Genomic DNA, 16,652 nt, shown 5'->3' with positions numbered 1-16,652 from the left:
GGTAGGACGGAGCAAGAGGACGCACTTTGTGCCGCACCGTTCAGGTCACATTAAAAGTCGCGCCGGAGCGCTTAAATAGGGCGACATTAGAAAAAACAGGATGAATACCATGTCCGATCGTATTGATAGAGACGTGATAAATGCGCTTATTGCAGGTCATTTTGCTGACCCCTTCTCGGTGCTGGGTATGCACATTACCGAAGCCGGGCTGGAAGTCCGCGCGCTGTTACCCGACGCTGCGGAAGTGTGGGTAATTGAACTTAAAACCGGCCGTAAGGTAGGCAAACTGGAGTGCCTCGATTCACGTGGTTTTTTTGCGGGTGTGGTTCCACGGCGTAAAAATCTTTTCCGTTATCAGCTTGCCGTGCTCTGGCATGGTCATGAAAACCTGATCGACGATCCCTACAGTTTTGGTCCTCTTTTACAAGAGATGGATGCCTGGCTGCTTTCAGAAGGCACACATCTTCGCCCTTACGAAACGCTCGGCGCGCACGCCGATACGATGGACGGTATTACCGGGACACGCTTTTCCGTCTGGGCACCGAACGCGCAGCGCGTGTCGGTGGTCGGGCAGTTCAACTACTGGGACGGTCGCCGCCACCCGATGCGCCTGCGGCGTGAATCGGGCATTTGGGAGTTGTTCATCCCCGGCGCGCATAACGGCCAGCTCTACAAATTCGAAATGATCGACGCTCACGGCAAGCTGCGGGTCAAAGCCGACCCTTACGCCTTCGAAGCGCAAATGCGCCCGGACACCGCGTCGCTGATTTGCGGTCTGCCGGAGAAAATCGTGCAGACCGAAGAGCGCAAGCAGGCCAACCGCTTCGACGCGCCAATCTCTATCTATGAAGTCCACCTCGGTTCCTGGCGCCGCCACACGGACAACAACTTCTGGCTGAGCTATCGCGAGCTGGCGGATCAGCTGGTGCCGTACGCCAAATGGATGGGCTTTACCCATCTGGAACTGCTGCCGATTAACGAACACCCGTTCGACGGCAGTTGGGGCTACCAGCCGACGGGGCTGTATGCGCCGACGCGCCGCTTTGGTACACGCGATGACTTCCGCTACTTCATCAATGCCGCTCACGCCGCCGGGCTGAGCGTGATCCTCGACTGGGTGCCGGGCCATTTCCCGTCGGATGATTTTGGCCTGTCGCAGTTTGACGGCACCAACCTGTACGAGCACAGCGATCCGCGCGAAGGCTTCCATCAGGACTGGAATACCCTGATTTATAACTACGGTCGCCGCGAAGTGGCGAACTACCTGGTGGGCAACGCCCTGTACTGGATTGAACGTTTCGGCATCGACGCCCTGCGCGTGGATGCGGTGGCGTCGATGATCTATCGCGATTACAGCCGTAAAGAGGGCGAGTGGATCCCGAACGAATACGGCGGTCGAGAAAACCTCGAAGCGATTGAATTCCTGCGCAGCACCAACCGCATTCTCGGCGAGCAGGTCGAAGGCGCGGTGACGATGGCCGAAGAGTCGACCGACTTCCCAGGCGTGTCGCGTCCGCCGTCAATGGGGGGGCTGGGCTTCTGGTACAAGTGGAATCTCGGCTGGATGCACGACACCCTCGACTACTTCAAACTCGACCCGGTTTATCGCCAGTATCACCACGACAAATTGACCTTCGGGATGCTTTACAACGGCACCGAAAACTTTGTCTTGCCGCTGTCTCACGACGAAGTGGTTCACGGCAAAAAATCGATTCTGGACCGTATGCCGGGCGATGCGTGGCAGCGGTTCGCCAACCTGCGCGCTTATTACGGCTGGATGTTTGCGTTCCCCGGTAAAAAACTGCTGTTTATGGGCAATGAGTTTGCCCAGGGGCGCGAGTGGAACCACGACGCAAGCCTCGACTGGCATCTTCTGGAAGGCGGTGACAACTGGCATCACGGCGTCCAGCGTCTGGTGCGCGATCTCAACCTGACCTATCGCCATCACAAGGCGATGCACGAACTGGACTTTGACTCCTACGGCTTCGAGTGGCTGGTGGTGGACGATCACGAGCGTTCGGTGCTGATCTTCGTGCGCCGCGACAGTGCAGGCAATGAAATCATCGTCGCCAGCAACTTTACGCCGGTACCGCGCCAGCATTACCGCTTCGGGATCAACCAGCCGGGCAGATGGCGCGAAATTCTCAACACCGACTCCAGCCATTACCACGGCAGCAACGCCGGTAACGGCGGCAGCGTGCATAGCGACGAGTGGGAAAGCCACGGGCGTCCTAACTCGCTGAGCATCACGCTGCCACCGCTCTCAACTATCTGGCTGGTTCGGGAGGGCGAATGACCCAACTCACGGCAGGCAAACCCGCACCGCTGGGGGCAACCTTTGACGGCAAAGGGGTGAATTTCACCCTCTTTTCCGCCCACGCGGAACGGGTGGAACTCTGTGTGTTTGACGGCGAGGGAAATGAATACCGCTACGATCTGCCGCAGCGCAGTCACGATATCTGGCACGGCTATCTGGCCGACGGGCGGCCCGGTTTGCGCTACGGTTTTCGCGTGCATGGCCCGTGGGAGCCGTCGCAAGGCCTGAGATTTAACCCGGCAAAACTGCTGGTCGATCCTTGTGCCCTGCGCGTAGAGGGCGACGTGAAAGACGATACGCTTTTCTTTGACGGTGACCACGAGCCAGAGCCTCGCGACAGTGCGGTGATTGCGCCAAAAAGCGTGGTCGTGGGCGACGCCTACGACTGGGAAGATGACGCCCCCCCCGCCACGCCGTGGGGCAGTACCGTTATCTACGAAGCCCACGTTAAAGGTCTGACCTACCTGCATCCGGCCATTCCACAGGAGATTCGCGGCACCTACAAGGCGCTCGGTCATCCGGTGATGATCGCTTATCTCAAAAATCTGGGCATTACCGCGCTGGAATTACTGCCGGTGGCGCATTTTGCCTCCGAACCGCGCCTGCAAAGACTCGGACTGGTGAATTATTGGGGCTATAACCCGCTGGCGATGTTTGCCCTCGACCCGCGCTATGCCTCGCATCCGGAGCGCGCCAGAGAGGAATTTTGCGATGCGATAAAAGCCCTGCATCAGGCCGGAATTGAAGTGATTCTGGACGTGGTGTTGAACCACAGCGCAGAGCTGGATCTCGACGGACCCACGCTCTCGATGCGCGGAATCGATAACCGTAGCTATTATTGGATCAGGGATGACGGTGATTATCACAACTGGACCGGTTGCGGTAACACGCTCAATCTCAGCCATCCGGCAGTGGCGGACTTTGCGTACCAGTGCCTGAAATACTGGGTTGAGACGTTTCATATCGACGGTTTCCGCTTTGACCTGGCGTCGGTCATGGGCCGAACGCCAATGTTCAGCCAGCAGGCGCCGCTGTTTGAAGCGATTAAAAACTGTCCGGTGCTGTCACGCGTCAAGCTGATCGCCGAGCCGTGGGATATTGGTGACGGTGGCTATCAGGTGGGAAATTTCCCGCCGTTGTTTGCCGAGTGGAACGATTATTACCGTGACGGTGCTCGCCGTTTCTGGCTCGAAAAAAGTCTGTCGCTGGGCGAGTTTGCCGGGCGCTTTTCCGCGTCCAGCGATATTTTCAGGCGTACCGGCAGAAAGCCGTCCGCCAGTGTCAATCTGGTGACAGCGCACGACGGGTTCACCCTGCGCGACTGCGTTTGTTTCAATCAGAAACACAATGAGGCAAACGGCGAAGAAAACCGCGATGGGACTAACAATAACCATAGCTTTAATCATGGTATAGAAGGGTTAGGCGGCAGTCAGGATGTCATCGAGCGGCGGCGAGCCAGCGTGCATGCCCTGCTGACCACGCTGCTGCTTGCGCAAGGAACGCCAATGCTGCTGGCGGGTGACGAATTCGGTCATAGCCAGCACGGCAATAACAATGCGTACTGTCAGGATAACGCTCTGACCTGGCTTGACTGGGAACAGGCGAACAGCGGGCTAACTCACTTTGCCGCTGCATTGATCCAGCTACGTAAACAGATCCCGGCGCTCACGGCAGATAGCTGGTGGGAAGAGGGAGACGGCAATGTACGCTGGCTGAATAAAGAGGCACAGCCGCTCAATGCGAGCGAGTGGCAGCACGGTATTCCGTGTCTGCAAATTTTGCTTTCGGATAACTGGCTAATCACGTTAAACGCGACGCACGACGTTGCAGAGATTGTTTTACCTGAAGGGGAATGGCGCGCCATCTCCCCATTTGCCGGAGAGGATAATCCGGTGGTAATGGCTGTCTGGCATGGGCCTGCACACGGAGTGTGCGTATTCCAAAGATGATAAAAAAGGAGTTAGTCATGGTGAGATTAGAGAAGAACGATCCCTTGATGTTGGCGCGCCAGTTACCCTTAAAAACGGTCGCGCTGATACTCGCTGGTGGACGCGGTACCCGTCTGAAAGATTTGACCATCAAGCGCGCCAAGCCTGCCGTTCACTTTGGTGGTAAGTTCCGTATTATCGATTTTGCACTCTCCAACTGCCTGAACTCCGGTATTCGTCGTATTGGCGTGATCACGCAGTATCAGTCGCACACCCTGGTGCAGCACATCCAGCGCGGCTGGTCATTCTTCAGTGAAGAGATGAACGAGTTTGTTGACCTGCTCCCGGCGCAGCAGCGCGTGCATGGTGAGAACTGGTATCGCGGCACGGCCGATGCGGTGACGCAAAACCTCGATATCATTCGCCGCTACGGTGCGGAATACATCGTTATCCTCGCGGGCGACCATATCTATAAGCAAGACTACTCGCACATGCTCATCGATCACGTCGAAAAAGGGGCGCGTTGCACCGTGGCGTGTCTGCCGGTGCCCGTTGCTGAAGCGACGGCGTTTGGCGTGATGGACGTGGACGAAAACGACAAGATTATCGACTTCGTTGAAAAACCGGCCAATCCGCCGACCATGCCGACGGATGCCACCAAATCCCTCGCCAGTATGGGCATCTATATCTTTGATGCCGAATACCTTTATGAGCTGCTGGAAGAGGACGACAAGGACGAAAACTCGAGCCACGATTTCGGCAAAGATATCATCCCGAAAATCACCAAAGCTGGCATGGCTTATGCACATCCCTTCCCATTGTCCTGTGTGCAATCTGACCCGGAAGCAGAGCCGTACTGGCGCGATGTCGGCACCCTTGAAGCGTACTGGAAAGCCAACCTCGACCTGGCCTCCGTCACGCCTGAACTGGATATGTATGACCAGAACTGGCCGATTCGCACCCACATGGAATCGCTGCCGCCCGCCAAGTTTGTGCAGGACCGTTCTGGTAGCCACGGCATGACGCTGAACTCGCTGGTGTCGGGCGGGTGCATTATTTCGGGATCGGTGGTAGTGCAGTCGGTGCTGTTCCCACGTGTACGGGTTAACTCCTTCTGCAATATCGATTCTTCGGTGCTGCTGCCGGACGTTTGGGTTGGACGCTCGTGCCGTTTACGTCGCTGTGTTATCGACCGTGCCTGTGTAATCCCTGAAGGGATGGTGATTGGGGAGAATGCGGAGGAAGACGCTCGCCGCTTCTACCGCTCAGAAGAAGGCATCGTGCTGGTCACGCGTGAAATGCTGCGCAAACTGCAGGTCAAACAGGAGCGATAATGCAGGTTTTACATGTCTGTTCTGAGATGTTCCCGCTGCTGAAAACGGGCGGGCTGGCGGATGTACTCGGCGCATTACCGGCGGCGCAAATTGCGGAAGGTATCGACACCCGCGTGCTGCTGCCTGCTTTTCCTGATATCCGCCGTGGCATCCCTGACGCGCAGGTGGTGAGCCGTCGCGACACGTTCGCCGGGCGTATCACCCTGCTGTTTGGCCACTACAATGGCGTTGGCATTTACCTGATTGATGCACCGCATTTGTACGATCGTCCGGGGAGTCCGTACCACGATACGAACTTATTCGCTTATACCGACAACGTGCTGCGCTTTGCGCTGCTCGGTTGGGTGGGAGCCGAAATGGCGGTCGGGCTCGACCCGTTCTGGCGCCCGGAGATCGTGCATGCGCACGACTGGCACGCCGGGCTGGCACCGGCCTATCTGGCGGCGCGCGGCCACCCGGCAAAGTCAGTATTTACGGTGCACAACCTGGCGTACCAGGGCATGTACTACGCCCATCATATGAATGACATCGATCTGCCATGGTCGTTCTATAACATGCACGGGCTGGAGTTTAACGGTCAGATTTCGTTCCTGAAAGCGGGGCTGTATTACGCCGATCACATCACGGCAGTCAGCCCGACTTACGCGCGTGAAATCACCGAGCCGGAGTTTGGTTACGGTATGGAAGGGCTGCTTCGCCAGCGCCACCGGGAAGGACGCCTGTCGGGCATTCTGAACGGGGTGGATGAAAAAATCTGGAGTCCGGAAACAGACCTTTTACTGGCCTCGCGCTACAGCCGTGATTCGGTGGAAGATAAAGCCGAAAACAAACGTCAGCTGCAAATTGCAATGGGGCTGAAGGTTAACGACAAAGTGCCGTTGTTCGCTGTGGTCAGCCGCCTGACCAACCAGAAAGGGTTGGATCTGGTGCTGGAAGCGCTGCCGGGGCTGCTGGAGCAGGGCGGGCAACTGGCGCTGTTGGGCGCGGGCGATCCGGTGTTGCAGGAAGGTTTTCTTGCCGCCGCCGCCGAGCATCCTGGGCAGGTCGGGGTGCAGATTGGCTATCACGAAGCGTTCTCGCACCGCATTATGGGCGGCTCAGACGTTATCCTGGTGCCAAGCCGCTTTGAGCCGTGCGGCTTAACTCAGCTATATGGCCTCAAATACGGCACGCTGCCGCTGGTGCGTCGCACCGGTGGGCTGGCGGATACGGTTTCTGATACGTCGCTTGAGAATCTGGCGGATGGCATCGCCACCGGTTTTGCCTTTGAAGACAGCAACGCCTGGTCGCTGTTGCGGGCCATTCGGCGGGCATTTGTTCTGTGGTCGCGTCCCTCTTTATGGCGTTTCGTGCAACGTCAGGCGATGGCGACGGATTTTAGTTGGCACGTTGCGGCGCAGTCATACCGCGATCTTTATCAACGCTTGATGTCATAAGGCGGAGTCACTGATATGAATGCACCTTTTAGTTATGCATCCCCGACACTCAGCGTAGAAGCGTTAAAGCATTCCATCGCCTATAAGCTGATGTTTACCATCGGGAAAGATCCGGTGATCGCCAACAAGCACGAGTGGCTGAACGCCACGCTGTTTGCCGTGCGTGACCGACTGGTCGAACGCTGGCTGCGCTCGAACCGCGCTCAGCTGTCGCAGGAAACACGTCAGGTTTATTACCTGTCGATGGAGTTTTTGATTGGCCGCACCCTTTCCAACGCGCTGTTATCGCTCGGGATTTACGACGATGTCAAAAACGCACTGGAAGAGATGGGGTTAGATTTAGAAGAGCTGATCGATGAAGAAAACGACCCCGGTTTAGGCAACGGCGGTTTGGGTCGTCTGGCGGCGTGTTTCCTCGACTCGCTGGCAACGCTGGCTTTGCCGGGACGTGGTTACGGCATCCGCTACGACTACGGCATGTTCAAGCAAAATATCGTCGACGGGCGGCAGAAGGAGTCGCCGGACTACTGGCTGGAGTACGGTAATCCGTGGGAATTTAAACGCCACAATACGCGCTACAAAGTACGCTTCGGCGGCCGCGTGCAGCTCGAAGGCAAAAAGAGCCGCTGGCTGGAAACCGAAGAGATCCTCGCCGTCGCCTACGACCAGATCATCCCCGGCTACGACACCGATGCGACTAACACGCTGCGTCTGTGGAATGCCCAGGCCAGTAGCGAAATCAACCTCGGTAAATTCAACCAGGGCGACTACTTTGCGGCGGTGGAAGACAAAAACCACTCCGAGAACGTGTCGCGCGTACTCTATCCGGATGACTCCACTTACTCCGGGCGCGAGCTGCGCCTGCGTCAGGAATATTTCCTGGTGTCGTCGACCATCCAGGACATTTTGAGCCGCCACTATCAGCTGCACAAAACCTATAACAACCTGGCCGAAAAGACCGCAATTCACCTCAACGACACCCATCCGGTGCTGTCGATTCCAGAGCTGATGCGGCTGCTGATCGACGAGCATAAGTTTAGCTGGGAAGAGGCGTTCGAGGTGACCTGCCAGGTCTTCTCGTACACCAACCACACGCTGATGAGCGAAGCGCTGGAAAGCTGGCCGGTCGACATGCTCGGCAAGATCCTGCCGCGCCATCTGCAAATCATCTTTGAAATTAACGACTACTTCCTGAAAACGCTCCAGGAACAATATCCGAACGATACCGGGCTGCTGAGCCGCACCTCGATTATCGATGAATCTAACGGTCGTCGCGTGCGCATGGCGTGGCTGGCGGTGGTCATTAGCCACAAAGTAAACGGTGTTTCCGAGCTGCACTCGAACCTGATGGTACAGTCGCTGTTTGCCGACTTCGCGAAAATCTTCCCGATGCGTTTTTGCAACGTCACTAACGGCGTCACGCCGCGCCGCTGGCTGGCGCTGGCTAATCAGCCGCTCTCGGAAGTACTGGATGAAAACATTGGTCGCACCTGGCGCACCGATCTCAGCCAGCTGAGCGAGCTGGAACAACACGCCGATTTCCCGCTGGTGAACAAGGCGGTTCGTGACGCCAAATTGCTGAACAAAAAACGCCTGGCGGTGTATATGGCCCAGCATCTGAACGTGGTGGCGAATCCGAAAGCGCTGTTCGACGTGCAGATTAAACGTATCCATGAGTACAAACGTCAGCTGATGAACGTCCTGCACGTGATCACCCGCTACAACCGCATCAAAGCCGATCCGACGGCAGAGTGGGTGCCGCGCGTGAACATCTTTGCTGGTAAGGCCGCTTCGGCGTACTACATGGCGAAGCACATCATTCACCTCATTAACGACGTGGCGAAGGTGATCAACAACGATCCGCAGATTGGCGACAAACTGAAGATCGTCTTTATCCCGAACTACAGCGTGAGCCTGGCACAGCTGATCATTCCGGCGGCGGATCTCTCCGAGCAGATTTCGCTCGCGGGGACCGAAGCATCCGGGACCAGTAACATGAAGTTTGCCCTCAACGGCGCGCTGACCATCGGCACGCTGGACGGGGCGAACGTCGAAATGCTGGAGCATGTCGGCGCGGATAACATCTTTATCTTTGGTAACACCGCGGAAGAGGTGGAGGAGCTGCGCAAGCAGGGCTACAAACCACGCGAGTATTACGAGCAGGATGAAGAGCTGCGTGAAGTGCTGACGCAAATCGCCACCGGGCTATTTAACCCTGAAGAGCCTGGCCGCTATCGCGATCTGGTGGATTCCCTGATCAACTTTGGCGACCACTATCAGGTGCTGGCTGATTTCCGCAGCTACGTGGATTGTCAGGACAAGGTGGATGAGCTGTATCGCCATCAGGAGGAGTGGGCCGCTAAAGCGATGCACAACATCGCTAACATGGGCTACTTCTCATCAGACCGGACCATCAAAGAGTATGCCGAGAAGATTTGGCATATCGATCCGGTCAGGTTGTAAAAGGGTTTGCTCCCTCTCCCTGTGGGAGAGGGCATCAGCGCGCACTAACTCGCAACAGCGTGTGCATTCCCCCCCCTCACCCTAACCCTCAAGGGAGAGGGGACCGTTCGGTGTTCTCGTTAAACTCACGACGCTAGCGACAACTTACGCTTTCCCGCATGTTGCACCAGCCATTGCGCCACGCGGGATTGCTGTTCTGCATCCAGCCACATTCCCTCTTTGGTACGACGCCAGATCGCATCGTCCAGACGACGCACCCACTCGTGTTCCACCAGGTAACGTAGCTCAGCTTCGTACAGCTCGTGACCAAAATGTTCACCGAGATCGGCAAGCGTTTTGGCATCACCCAGCACCAACTCCGTATTGCTGCCGTAAGTGCGCGCGTAATGGCGGGCCATGGATTCGGTAATAAACGGATAACGACGGCGCAGTTTTGCCGCAAAGTCATCGCGATCGCTACCGATATCGCCGCCAGGCAGCGTCGCGCCTTTGGTCCACGCCGGGCCGATGCCTTTGTAGTACGGCGTCAGTTTTTCCATCGCACTTTCCGCCAGCTTACGGTAGGTCGTCAGCTTGCCGCCAAACACCGACAGCAGCGGTGCCTGACCGTCAACGTCATGAATATCCAGCGTATAGTCGCGGGTAATCGCCTGCGGAGAATCGGATTCATCGTCGCACAGCGGACGCACGCCGGAGTAAGTCCAGACCACGTCATCGCGCCCCAGCTGTTTCTTGAAGTGCGCGTTATAAACTTTCAGCAGATAGCCGATTTCACTCTCGTCGATTTCGACGTTCTTCGGATCGCCTTTGTACTCCACGTCGGTGGTGCCGATGATCGAAAATTCATCCATCCACGGGATCACAAACACGATGCGCTTATCTTCGTTTTGCAGGATATAGGCCTGCTTCTGGGTATGCACGCGAGGAACCACGATGTGGCTGCCTTTGATCAGGCGAATGCCGTACGGCGATGGCAATTTCATGCCGTCGTCAAAGAACTGTTTCACCCACGGGCCGGTAGCGTTCACCAGGCCGCGTGCCTGCCAGCTAAATTTCTCGCCGGTATCGATATCTTCGGCTTCGACAATCCACAGCCCGTTTTCACGGCGTGCGGCGGTGGCGCGGGTGCGGGTTTTGACCTCGCCGTCTTTCTTCACCACCATTTGCGCGTTCGCCAGTACCAGGCGTGCATCGTCTACCCAGCAGTCGGAATATTCGAAACCGCGCACGATTTCCGGTTTCAGAACGGATTCTGCGCCAAAACGCAAACCGGCGGAACTCGGTAAACTGGTGCGCTTGCCCAGATGGTCGTACATAAACAGACCAATTCGGATCATCCACGCCGGACGCAAATGCGGCCGATGAGGCAGACGAAAACGCATCGGGATTGCCAGGTGAGGTGCCATTTTCAGCAGTACTTCACGCTCGGCCAGCGCTTCGCTGACCAGGCGGAACTCGTAATGTTCCAGGTAGCGCAGGCCGCCGTGGATCAGTTTGGAGCTGGCGGACGAGGTCGCGCAGGCGAGATCGTTGGCTTCCAGCATCAGTACAGATAATCCGCGTCCTGCAGCATCTGCCGCAATACCGGCACCGTTAATGCCACCGCCTATCACAATCAGATCTTTGGTTTCCATGTCACCCTCACGCACTTTCGTTAAAGCTCAGAAATGTTCGATATCGCTCATAATAGCAAATGAACGCTCTTTTGGTAACATCAAAAAAACAATTTTGAGTGATAGAGATAACATAATGGCGTTTCGCCGCCGTCAGGACGTACACTACGCGGTAAAATAGTTTTCCCCCTCTACCCGTGGAAGAGTGCCGGGGTGAGGCCGAGTTAAAAGCAAAACGGCAACCTGGTTGCCGTTTTTGGTGTTTGCTCCCTCTCCCTGTGGGAGAGGGCCGGGGTGAGGGCACCAGACCGCACCAGATAAATGAAAAGAAAGAGAGCAAAATGGAACAGTTTGAATGCATTAATGTAGAAGAAGCCCACCAGAAGATGCACCAGGGAAAGGCGGTGCTGGTGGATATCCGCGACCCGCAAAGCTATGCGATGGGCCACACGCCGGGCGCGTTTCATCTGACCAACGACAGCCTGGGCGCGTTTATGCGCGATAACGATTTCGAAACCCCGGTGATGGTGATGTGCTATCACGGCAACAGTAGCAAAGGTGCGGCGCAGTATCTGCTCCAGCAGGGTTATGACGCGGTGTACAGCGTCGATGGCGGCTTCGACGCCTGGCATCGGCATTTCCCGGCGGAAGTAGAGCACGCCTTTGATAACTGACGCGGTTATACTGTCCTCTTTTGTACGGAAATAAGCGACGGCCGCCCATGCTGATGATTACCTCTTTTACCAACCCGCGCGTCGCTCAGGCGTTTGTCGATTACATGGCGACGCAGGGTGTTATCCTGACGATTCAACAGCATACGCAGACTGATGTCTGGCTGGCTGATGAAAGTCAGGCGAATTTCGTCAACACCGAGCTGGCGCGTTTTCTGGAAAACCCTGCGGACTCGCGCTATCTGGCGGCCAGCTGGACCTCCGGTCACACGGACAGCGGGCTGCACTATCAACGTTTTCCTTTTTTAGCTACCGTGCGCGAGCGTGCCGGACCCTTCACGCTGTTGCTCATGGCGGCCTGCATTCTGGTGTTTATCATCATGAACGTGGTCGGCGATCAGCCGGTGATGATTGCTCTCGCCTGGCCGTACGATCCTTCGGTGCAGTTTGACGTCTGGCGCTACTTCAGCCACGCCCTGATGCACTTTTCGGTAATGCACATTCTCTTTAACCTGCTGTGGTGGTGGTATCTCGGTGGCGCGGTCGAGAAACGTCTCGGCACCGGCAAACTCATTGTCATCACCGTGATCAGCGCCCTGTTAAGCGGTTACGTACAGCATAAGTTTAGCGGTCCGTGGTTTGGCGGTTTGTCGGGCGTGGTTTACGCCTTGATGGGCTACGTCTGGCTTCGCGGTGAGCGCGACCCCCAAAGCGGCATCTATCTGCAACGCGGTTTAATAACCTTTGCATTAATATGGCTAATTGCCGGATGGTTTGATCTGTTTGGTATGTCTATCGCCAACGGCGCGCACGTTGCCGGGCTGGCCGTAGGGCTGGCGATGGCCTTTGCTGATACGCTGAATGCGCGAAAACGAACATAATTCCCAGGGATATTTCATGAAACAAACGCAACGTCATGACGCCATTATCGAACTGGTTAAAAAACAGGGATACGTCAGCACCGAAGAGCTGGTCGAGCAATTCGCCGTCAGCCCGCAGACCATTCGTCGTGATTTAAACGATCTGGCCGATCAGAACCGCATTCTTCGCCATCACGGCGGCGCGGCGCTGCCGTCGAGTTCCGTAAACACCTCATGGCACGATCGCAAGGCGACGCAAACCGCCGAGAAAGAGCGGATTGCCGCCAAAGTCGCGAGCCAAATCCCCAACGGCGCGACGCTGTTTATTGATATCGGCACCACGCCCGAAGCGGTGGCCCACGCGCTGCTTAACCATGAAAACCTGCGCGTGGTGACGAATAACCTGAACGTGGCGAACACCCTGATGCAGAAAGACGATTTCCGCATCATCCTCGCGGGCGGTGAACTGCGCAGCCGCGACGGGGGAATTATTGGCGAAGCGACCCTCGACTTTATCTCCCAGTTCCGCCTCGATTTCGGCATTCTGGGGATCAGCGGCATTGATAGCGATGGCTCGTTGCTGGAGTTTGACTACCACGAAGTGCGCACCAAGCGGGCGATTATCGAGAACTCTCGCCACGTGATGCTGGTGGTGGACCACTCGAAGTTTGGCCGTAACGCGATGGTAAACATGGGCAGCATCAGCATGGTGAACGCGGTGTACACCGACGTCATGCCACCAGCGGGGGTGTTGCAGGTGATTAGAGATAACAACTTGCAGCTGGAATTGTGCTAATCCTCATGTCGGGTGGCGGCTGCGCCTGACCCGACCTACTAAACCGTAGGCCCGGTAAGCGTAGCGCCACCGGGCAATGAATTACACGCCATACCCCATCATCTTTAACAGCTGCTGCGCATGTTGCACCGCATCCTGACGATGCGCCACGCCGAGTTTCTGATACAAATTACGAATGTGCGTTTTGATGGTGGTCGCTGCGACCGCCAGCTCGCCCGCAATCTGTTCGTTGCTGTAGCCTGAGTAAATCAACCCCAGAACCTGCCACTCACGTTGGGTGAGCGGGCTGGTGCGAATAAGTTCCGGCACTTCCGGGTGGTTCAATAGACGTTCGACAAAGTTCTCGTCGAAGTGCGCAAACTTGTGGCGATGATGCTGGTTAATCTCGCGCAGAATGCGCTGGGCGCGGTGTTGATCCAGTTCCGGTAACGTATTGAGCTGAATCAGCTGGCGCAGCTGCTGCGCCATCGTCTCGCCTTCAATCACAAAATGACTGATAAATCCGGTACGGTTCGCCAGTTGTAAGGCTTCCAGCAGCACGCGCTGCGCGTCGTTTTTGCGCCCTGCCTGCCAGTAAAGCTGATTGAGCAGCAGCAGGTTGCGGTTCAGATCGCTCATCAGACGCAAGCTGCGGGCGTTCTCGTTTAACTCTTCCAGCACAATTTCCGCAGGCTCAAACTCACCGAGCAGGATCTGCGCGCGGGCGATGTTGCGCCACTGGCTTTGCAGGAAGTGGTTATTAGCGAATTCCGGTTTTGGCGTCTGGCGCAGCCAGTTGGCGGCGGATTTTTTATCGCCGATCATTTGCCAGTAAATCACCCGCACTTTATCGGCGTTGGAAACCCAATCGCTGTGATATTGGCCGTTGCCGAGCAGGTTTTCGAGGCGGTTCAGGTGATTCCGGGCATTATCCAGATCGCCGCGCGCCAGGGAGCACTGCACCAGCAGGGCCAGGCATTGCAACTGCTGCTGCGGCTGGAAGGTGGAAAGCACCTCAACGCCGTGACGAGCAGACGCTTCGGCCTCATCCAGACGCGCCCAGGCCCACAGTAATTGCGCGCGAATGCGCAGCAAGAATTCGTGCATCGGCAGCTGTTCCAGGTGCTGATCGTGAATCAACTGGAACGCTTTTTCCTGAGTCTCCCAGGCGGCTTGCAGGAACCCCTGAGCAAATAAGATTTCGCTCTGCTGGATCATGCTCCACAGGGCGTAATGCCAGACATCGTGACGGCGGGCCATCTGCTCAGTTTGCTGCATCAGCGACAGGGAACGCGTGAGATCGCCTTTGCAGTGCAGCACTTCACCGTGGACCGAGGTGGCAACAATGCGGCTGTAATAGTTCGCCAGCGGCAGTTCGTCGAGGGCGATCATCGCCAGACGCTCAGCTTCTTCCTGGTCGCCGTCGTTGATGGCAACCTGCGCACGCAGGGCGTTAAACTCACCGTGCAGCGTGCCGTCCATCTCGCCTTTCATCTCTTGTTCGGCGCGAGCAAGTAATGTGTTTACTTCGCTATAACGGTGCTGGCTCTGCATCAGCCACGCCTGCAACAGCACCAGACGCGGATTTTCCAGCAGGCTTTCCCACGGCAGGGCGCGGAGCGACTCTTCGAGTAGCGTCAGTTCGCTGTGGTTGAACAGACCCCAGGCGTGGTTAAGCAGAATGTCGCGCAGCATATTGGCGTCACCGGCGGCCAGCGCGTGGTGGATAGCTTCGCTCGGGAAGCCTTGCGCCATCCAGCTTTCGGCGGCGGAGCGGTGAACGTCGGGTAATTCGGTAGCCATTTCCCACTGGCAGCGCTGGCGCAGGAAGTTGCCAAACAGCGGATGGAAGCTGAACCATTCCCCGGAGTCGTCCATGCGTTGCAGGAACAGTCCCTGGCGTTCGATCTCTTCAAGGCGCATCTGGCCGTTGTCTTCGCCGGTTACGCGCACAATTAGCGCGTCGTTCATCGAGCGCAGCAGCGAGCTTTTCAGCAGGAACTGGCGGGTGGCCGGATCAACGCTGTCCAGCACTTCATCGACCAGATAATCGGATAAATGGCTGGCGTTAATGCCCGCCAGGCGGCGTGCAGACTGGTGCGTCGGGCTGTTATTTTGTCGGGCTGAGAGCGCGATGAGCTGCAAAGCGGTTGCCCAACCGGCCACATCGTCGCACAGACGACTGCTTTCGGAGGCTTCAATCGGCGAGCTGAGCCGACAGTCAAAGAACTGTTTCGCTTCCTGATGGTTGAAGGCCAACTGCTGGCTGCCCACTTCGAGAAGCTGATCGCGCACACGCAGGTTGGCAATGCCCAGCTGCGGCAGATTACGCGACAGCACCACCAGGGTGAGATTTTCCGGCTGATGGCGCAGGAAGAAGCGCATCGATTCGTGGATCACCGGATTGGTAATCAGATGGTAATCGTCAATCACCAGGAACAGCGGGCGATGCCATTCGGCCAGTTCGATGAACAGCTGGGCGAACAGGGAGGAGAGGCTGGCGTACTGGCGCTTTTGCACCATCACTTCACTGGTGACGCAATGCCCGTTGGTCGCCTGCTGAATGGCCGCGATCAGATAGCTGGCAAAGCGCTCCTGCTGGTTATCGCCCTCATCAAGGGAATACCAGCCTAAATCGCTTTTACCTGCGGCCCACTGTGAGATGAGCGTTGTTTTTCCATAACCTGCAGGACTCGTAACCAGCGCCAGTCGGAAATTATTCGCGCCGGAAAGTTTCGCCAACAGGCGTTCGCGGACCACAGTATGGTCAAGACGAACCGGGCGACTTAATTTGGACGGAATCAACATAAGTTTTTCACTTCACTGTGGGGAAACGAGGAAATCGATTTTTTTTGCGCTTCGTAATTAATAGATATAAGGTCGGCCAGAAAAGGAACTATTGCAAGTTATGTCCGTTTTTTCTATCCCTGAATTTGCACTCTGTCACAAAATTATTCCCCATTGACCGGGAACTTTTTTAAATGCCCTGTATCCAGCATGGATGCTGGCTTGTATGCATTTAGTGCCTTTATCCTGAAACTGGTTTCATAAGGCGATTCTCATCACGAAGTTAATAAATAACCGGTATAGTTGTTACTGGAAAATAACCCTCTGAGAAACGCCTAAAACACATAAATATTATTCCTGGTAAGTAATCATTTCTGCTGATATTAATTTCATCCGAAACTGCATTTCATTTATTTGACACTCTTCCCGTTTATCTTTCCCCCTTCCCGGCACACTCGTTCTATGCTC

10 protein-coding genes are annotated in these 16,652 nt (G+C 56.2%); 8 read left to right on the top strand and 2 right to left on the bottom strand.

All coding sequences use genetic code 11. The annotated features are described in order from the left end of the window. The first annotated feature begins 109 nt into the window (after nucleotides 1–109). From glgB to glgP, 5 genes are read left to right on the top strand one after another with little or no spacing between them, the layout of a single operon-like run. Entirely contained in the window at nucleotides 110–2,296 is a 2,187-nt protein-coding gene (gene glgB / locus C3708_RS11635; protein ID WP_103949397.1) for a 1,4-alpha-glucan branching enzyme, read from the top strand. After that, the gene (gene glgX, locus C3708_RS11630) at nucleotides 2,293–4,266 is read left to right on the top strand and encodes a glycogen debranching protein GlgX (RefSeq protein WP_103949396.1); all 1,974 of its coding nucleotides are present in this window, start codon (nucleotides 2,293–2,295) and stop codon (nucleotides 4,264–4,266) included. The genes glgB and glgX overlap by 4 nt, the downstream gene beginning before the upstream one ends. Before the next feature lie 17 nt (nucleotides 4,267–4,283). Further along, complete coding sequence (glgC, locus tag C3708_RS11625) at nucleotides 4,284–5,579, top strand: glucose-1-phosphate adenylyltransferase (RefSeq protein WP_103947375.1); 1,296 nt, start codon at nucleotides 4,284–4,286, stop codon at nucleotides 5,577–5,579. After that, entirely contained in the window at nucleotides 5,579–7,015 is a 1,437-nt protein-coding gene (gene glgA, locus C3708_RS11620) for a glycogen synthase GlgA (protein WP_095283741.1), read from the top strand. Before glgC ends, glgA begins: the two co-directional genes overlap by 1 nt. Nucleotides 7,016–7,030: 15 nt before the next feature. Next, on the top strand, nucleotides 7,031–9,478 hold the full coding sequence (gene glgP, locus C3708_RS11615; protein WP_095283740.1) for a glycogen phosphorylase: 2,448 nt from the start codon (nucleotides 7,031–7,033) through the stop codon (nucleotides 9,476–9,478). Nucleotides 9,479–9,603: 125 nt separating this feature from the next. Here glgP and glpD read toward each other — a convergent pair whose 3' ends face one another. Continuing rightward, the gene (gene glpD, locus C3708_RS11610; RefSeq protein WP_103947373.1) at nucleotides 9,604–11,112 is read right to left on the bottom strand and encodes a glycerol-3-phosphate dehydrogenase; all 1,509 of its coding nucleotides are present in this window, start codon (nucleotides 11,110–11,112) and stop codon (nucleotides 9,604–9,606) included. A 320-nt stretch (nucleotides 11,113–11,432) separates the two neighbouring features. Between glpD and glpE the strand changes: the two genes are divergently transcribed. The 3 genes from glpE to C3708_RS11595 are packed head-to-tail and all read left to right on the top strand — an operon-like array spanning nucleotide 11,433 to nucleotide 13,418. Then, the gene (gene glpE / locus C3708_RS11605) at nucleotides 11,433–11,765 is read left to right on the top strand and encodes a thiosulfate sulfurtransferase GlpE (protein ID WP_095283738.1); all 333 of its coding nucleotides are present in this window, start codon (nucleotides 11,433–11,435) and stop codon (nucleotides 11,763–11,765) included. Between the two features lie 47 nt (nucleotides 11,766–11,812). Next, nucleotides 11,813–12,643, top strand: coding sequence for a rhomboid family intramembrane serine protease GlpG (glpG, locus tag C3708_RS11600; RefSeq protein ID WP_103949395.1), 831 nt, complete (start codon nucleotides 11,813–11,815; stop codon nucleotides 12,641–12,643). Between the two features lie 16 nt (nucleotides 12,644–12,659). Next, on the top strand, nucleotides 12,660–13,418 hold the full coding sequence (locus tag C3708_RS11595; protein ID WP_095283736.1) for a DeoR/GlpR family transcriptional regulator: 759 nt from the start codon (nucleotides 12,660–12,662) through the stop codon (nucleotides 13,416–13,418). Between the two features lie 81 nt (nucleotides 13,419–13,499). Here the strand turns inward: C3708_RS11595 and malT are convergent, their stop codons facing one another. Then, nucleotides 13,500–16,205 carry an HTH-type transcriptional regulator MalT gene (gene malT / locus C3708_RS11590; protein WP_095283735.1) on the bottom strand — a complete coding sequence of 902 codons (2,706 nt, stop codon included), beginning with the start codon at nucleotides 16,203–16,205 and terminating at the stop codon, nucleotides 13,500–13,502. Nucleotides 16,206–16,652: the final 447 nt, after the last annotated feature.

The organism is Lelliottia sp. 7254-16, from assembly GCF_002922995.1.
Classification (GTDB): domain Bacteria; phylum Pseudomonadota; class Gammaproteobacteria; order Enterobacterales; family Enterobacteriaceae; genus Enterobacter; species Enterobacter jeotgali.
Note: the sequence above shows the minus strand (reverse complement) of the source record. Positions and strands in the feature narration are given on the sequence as shown.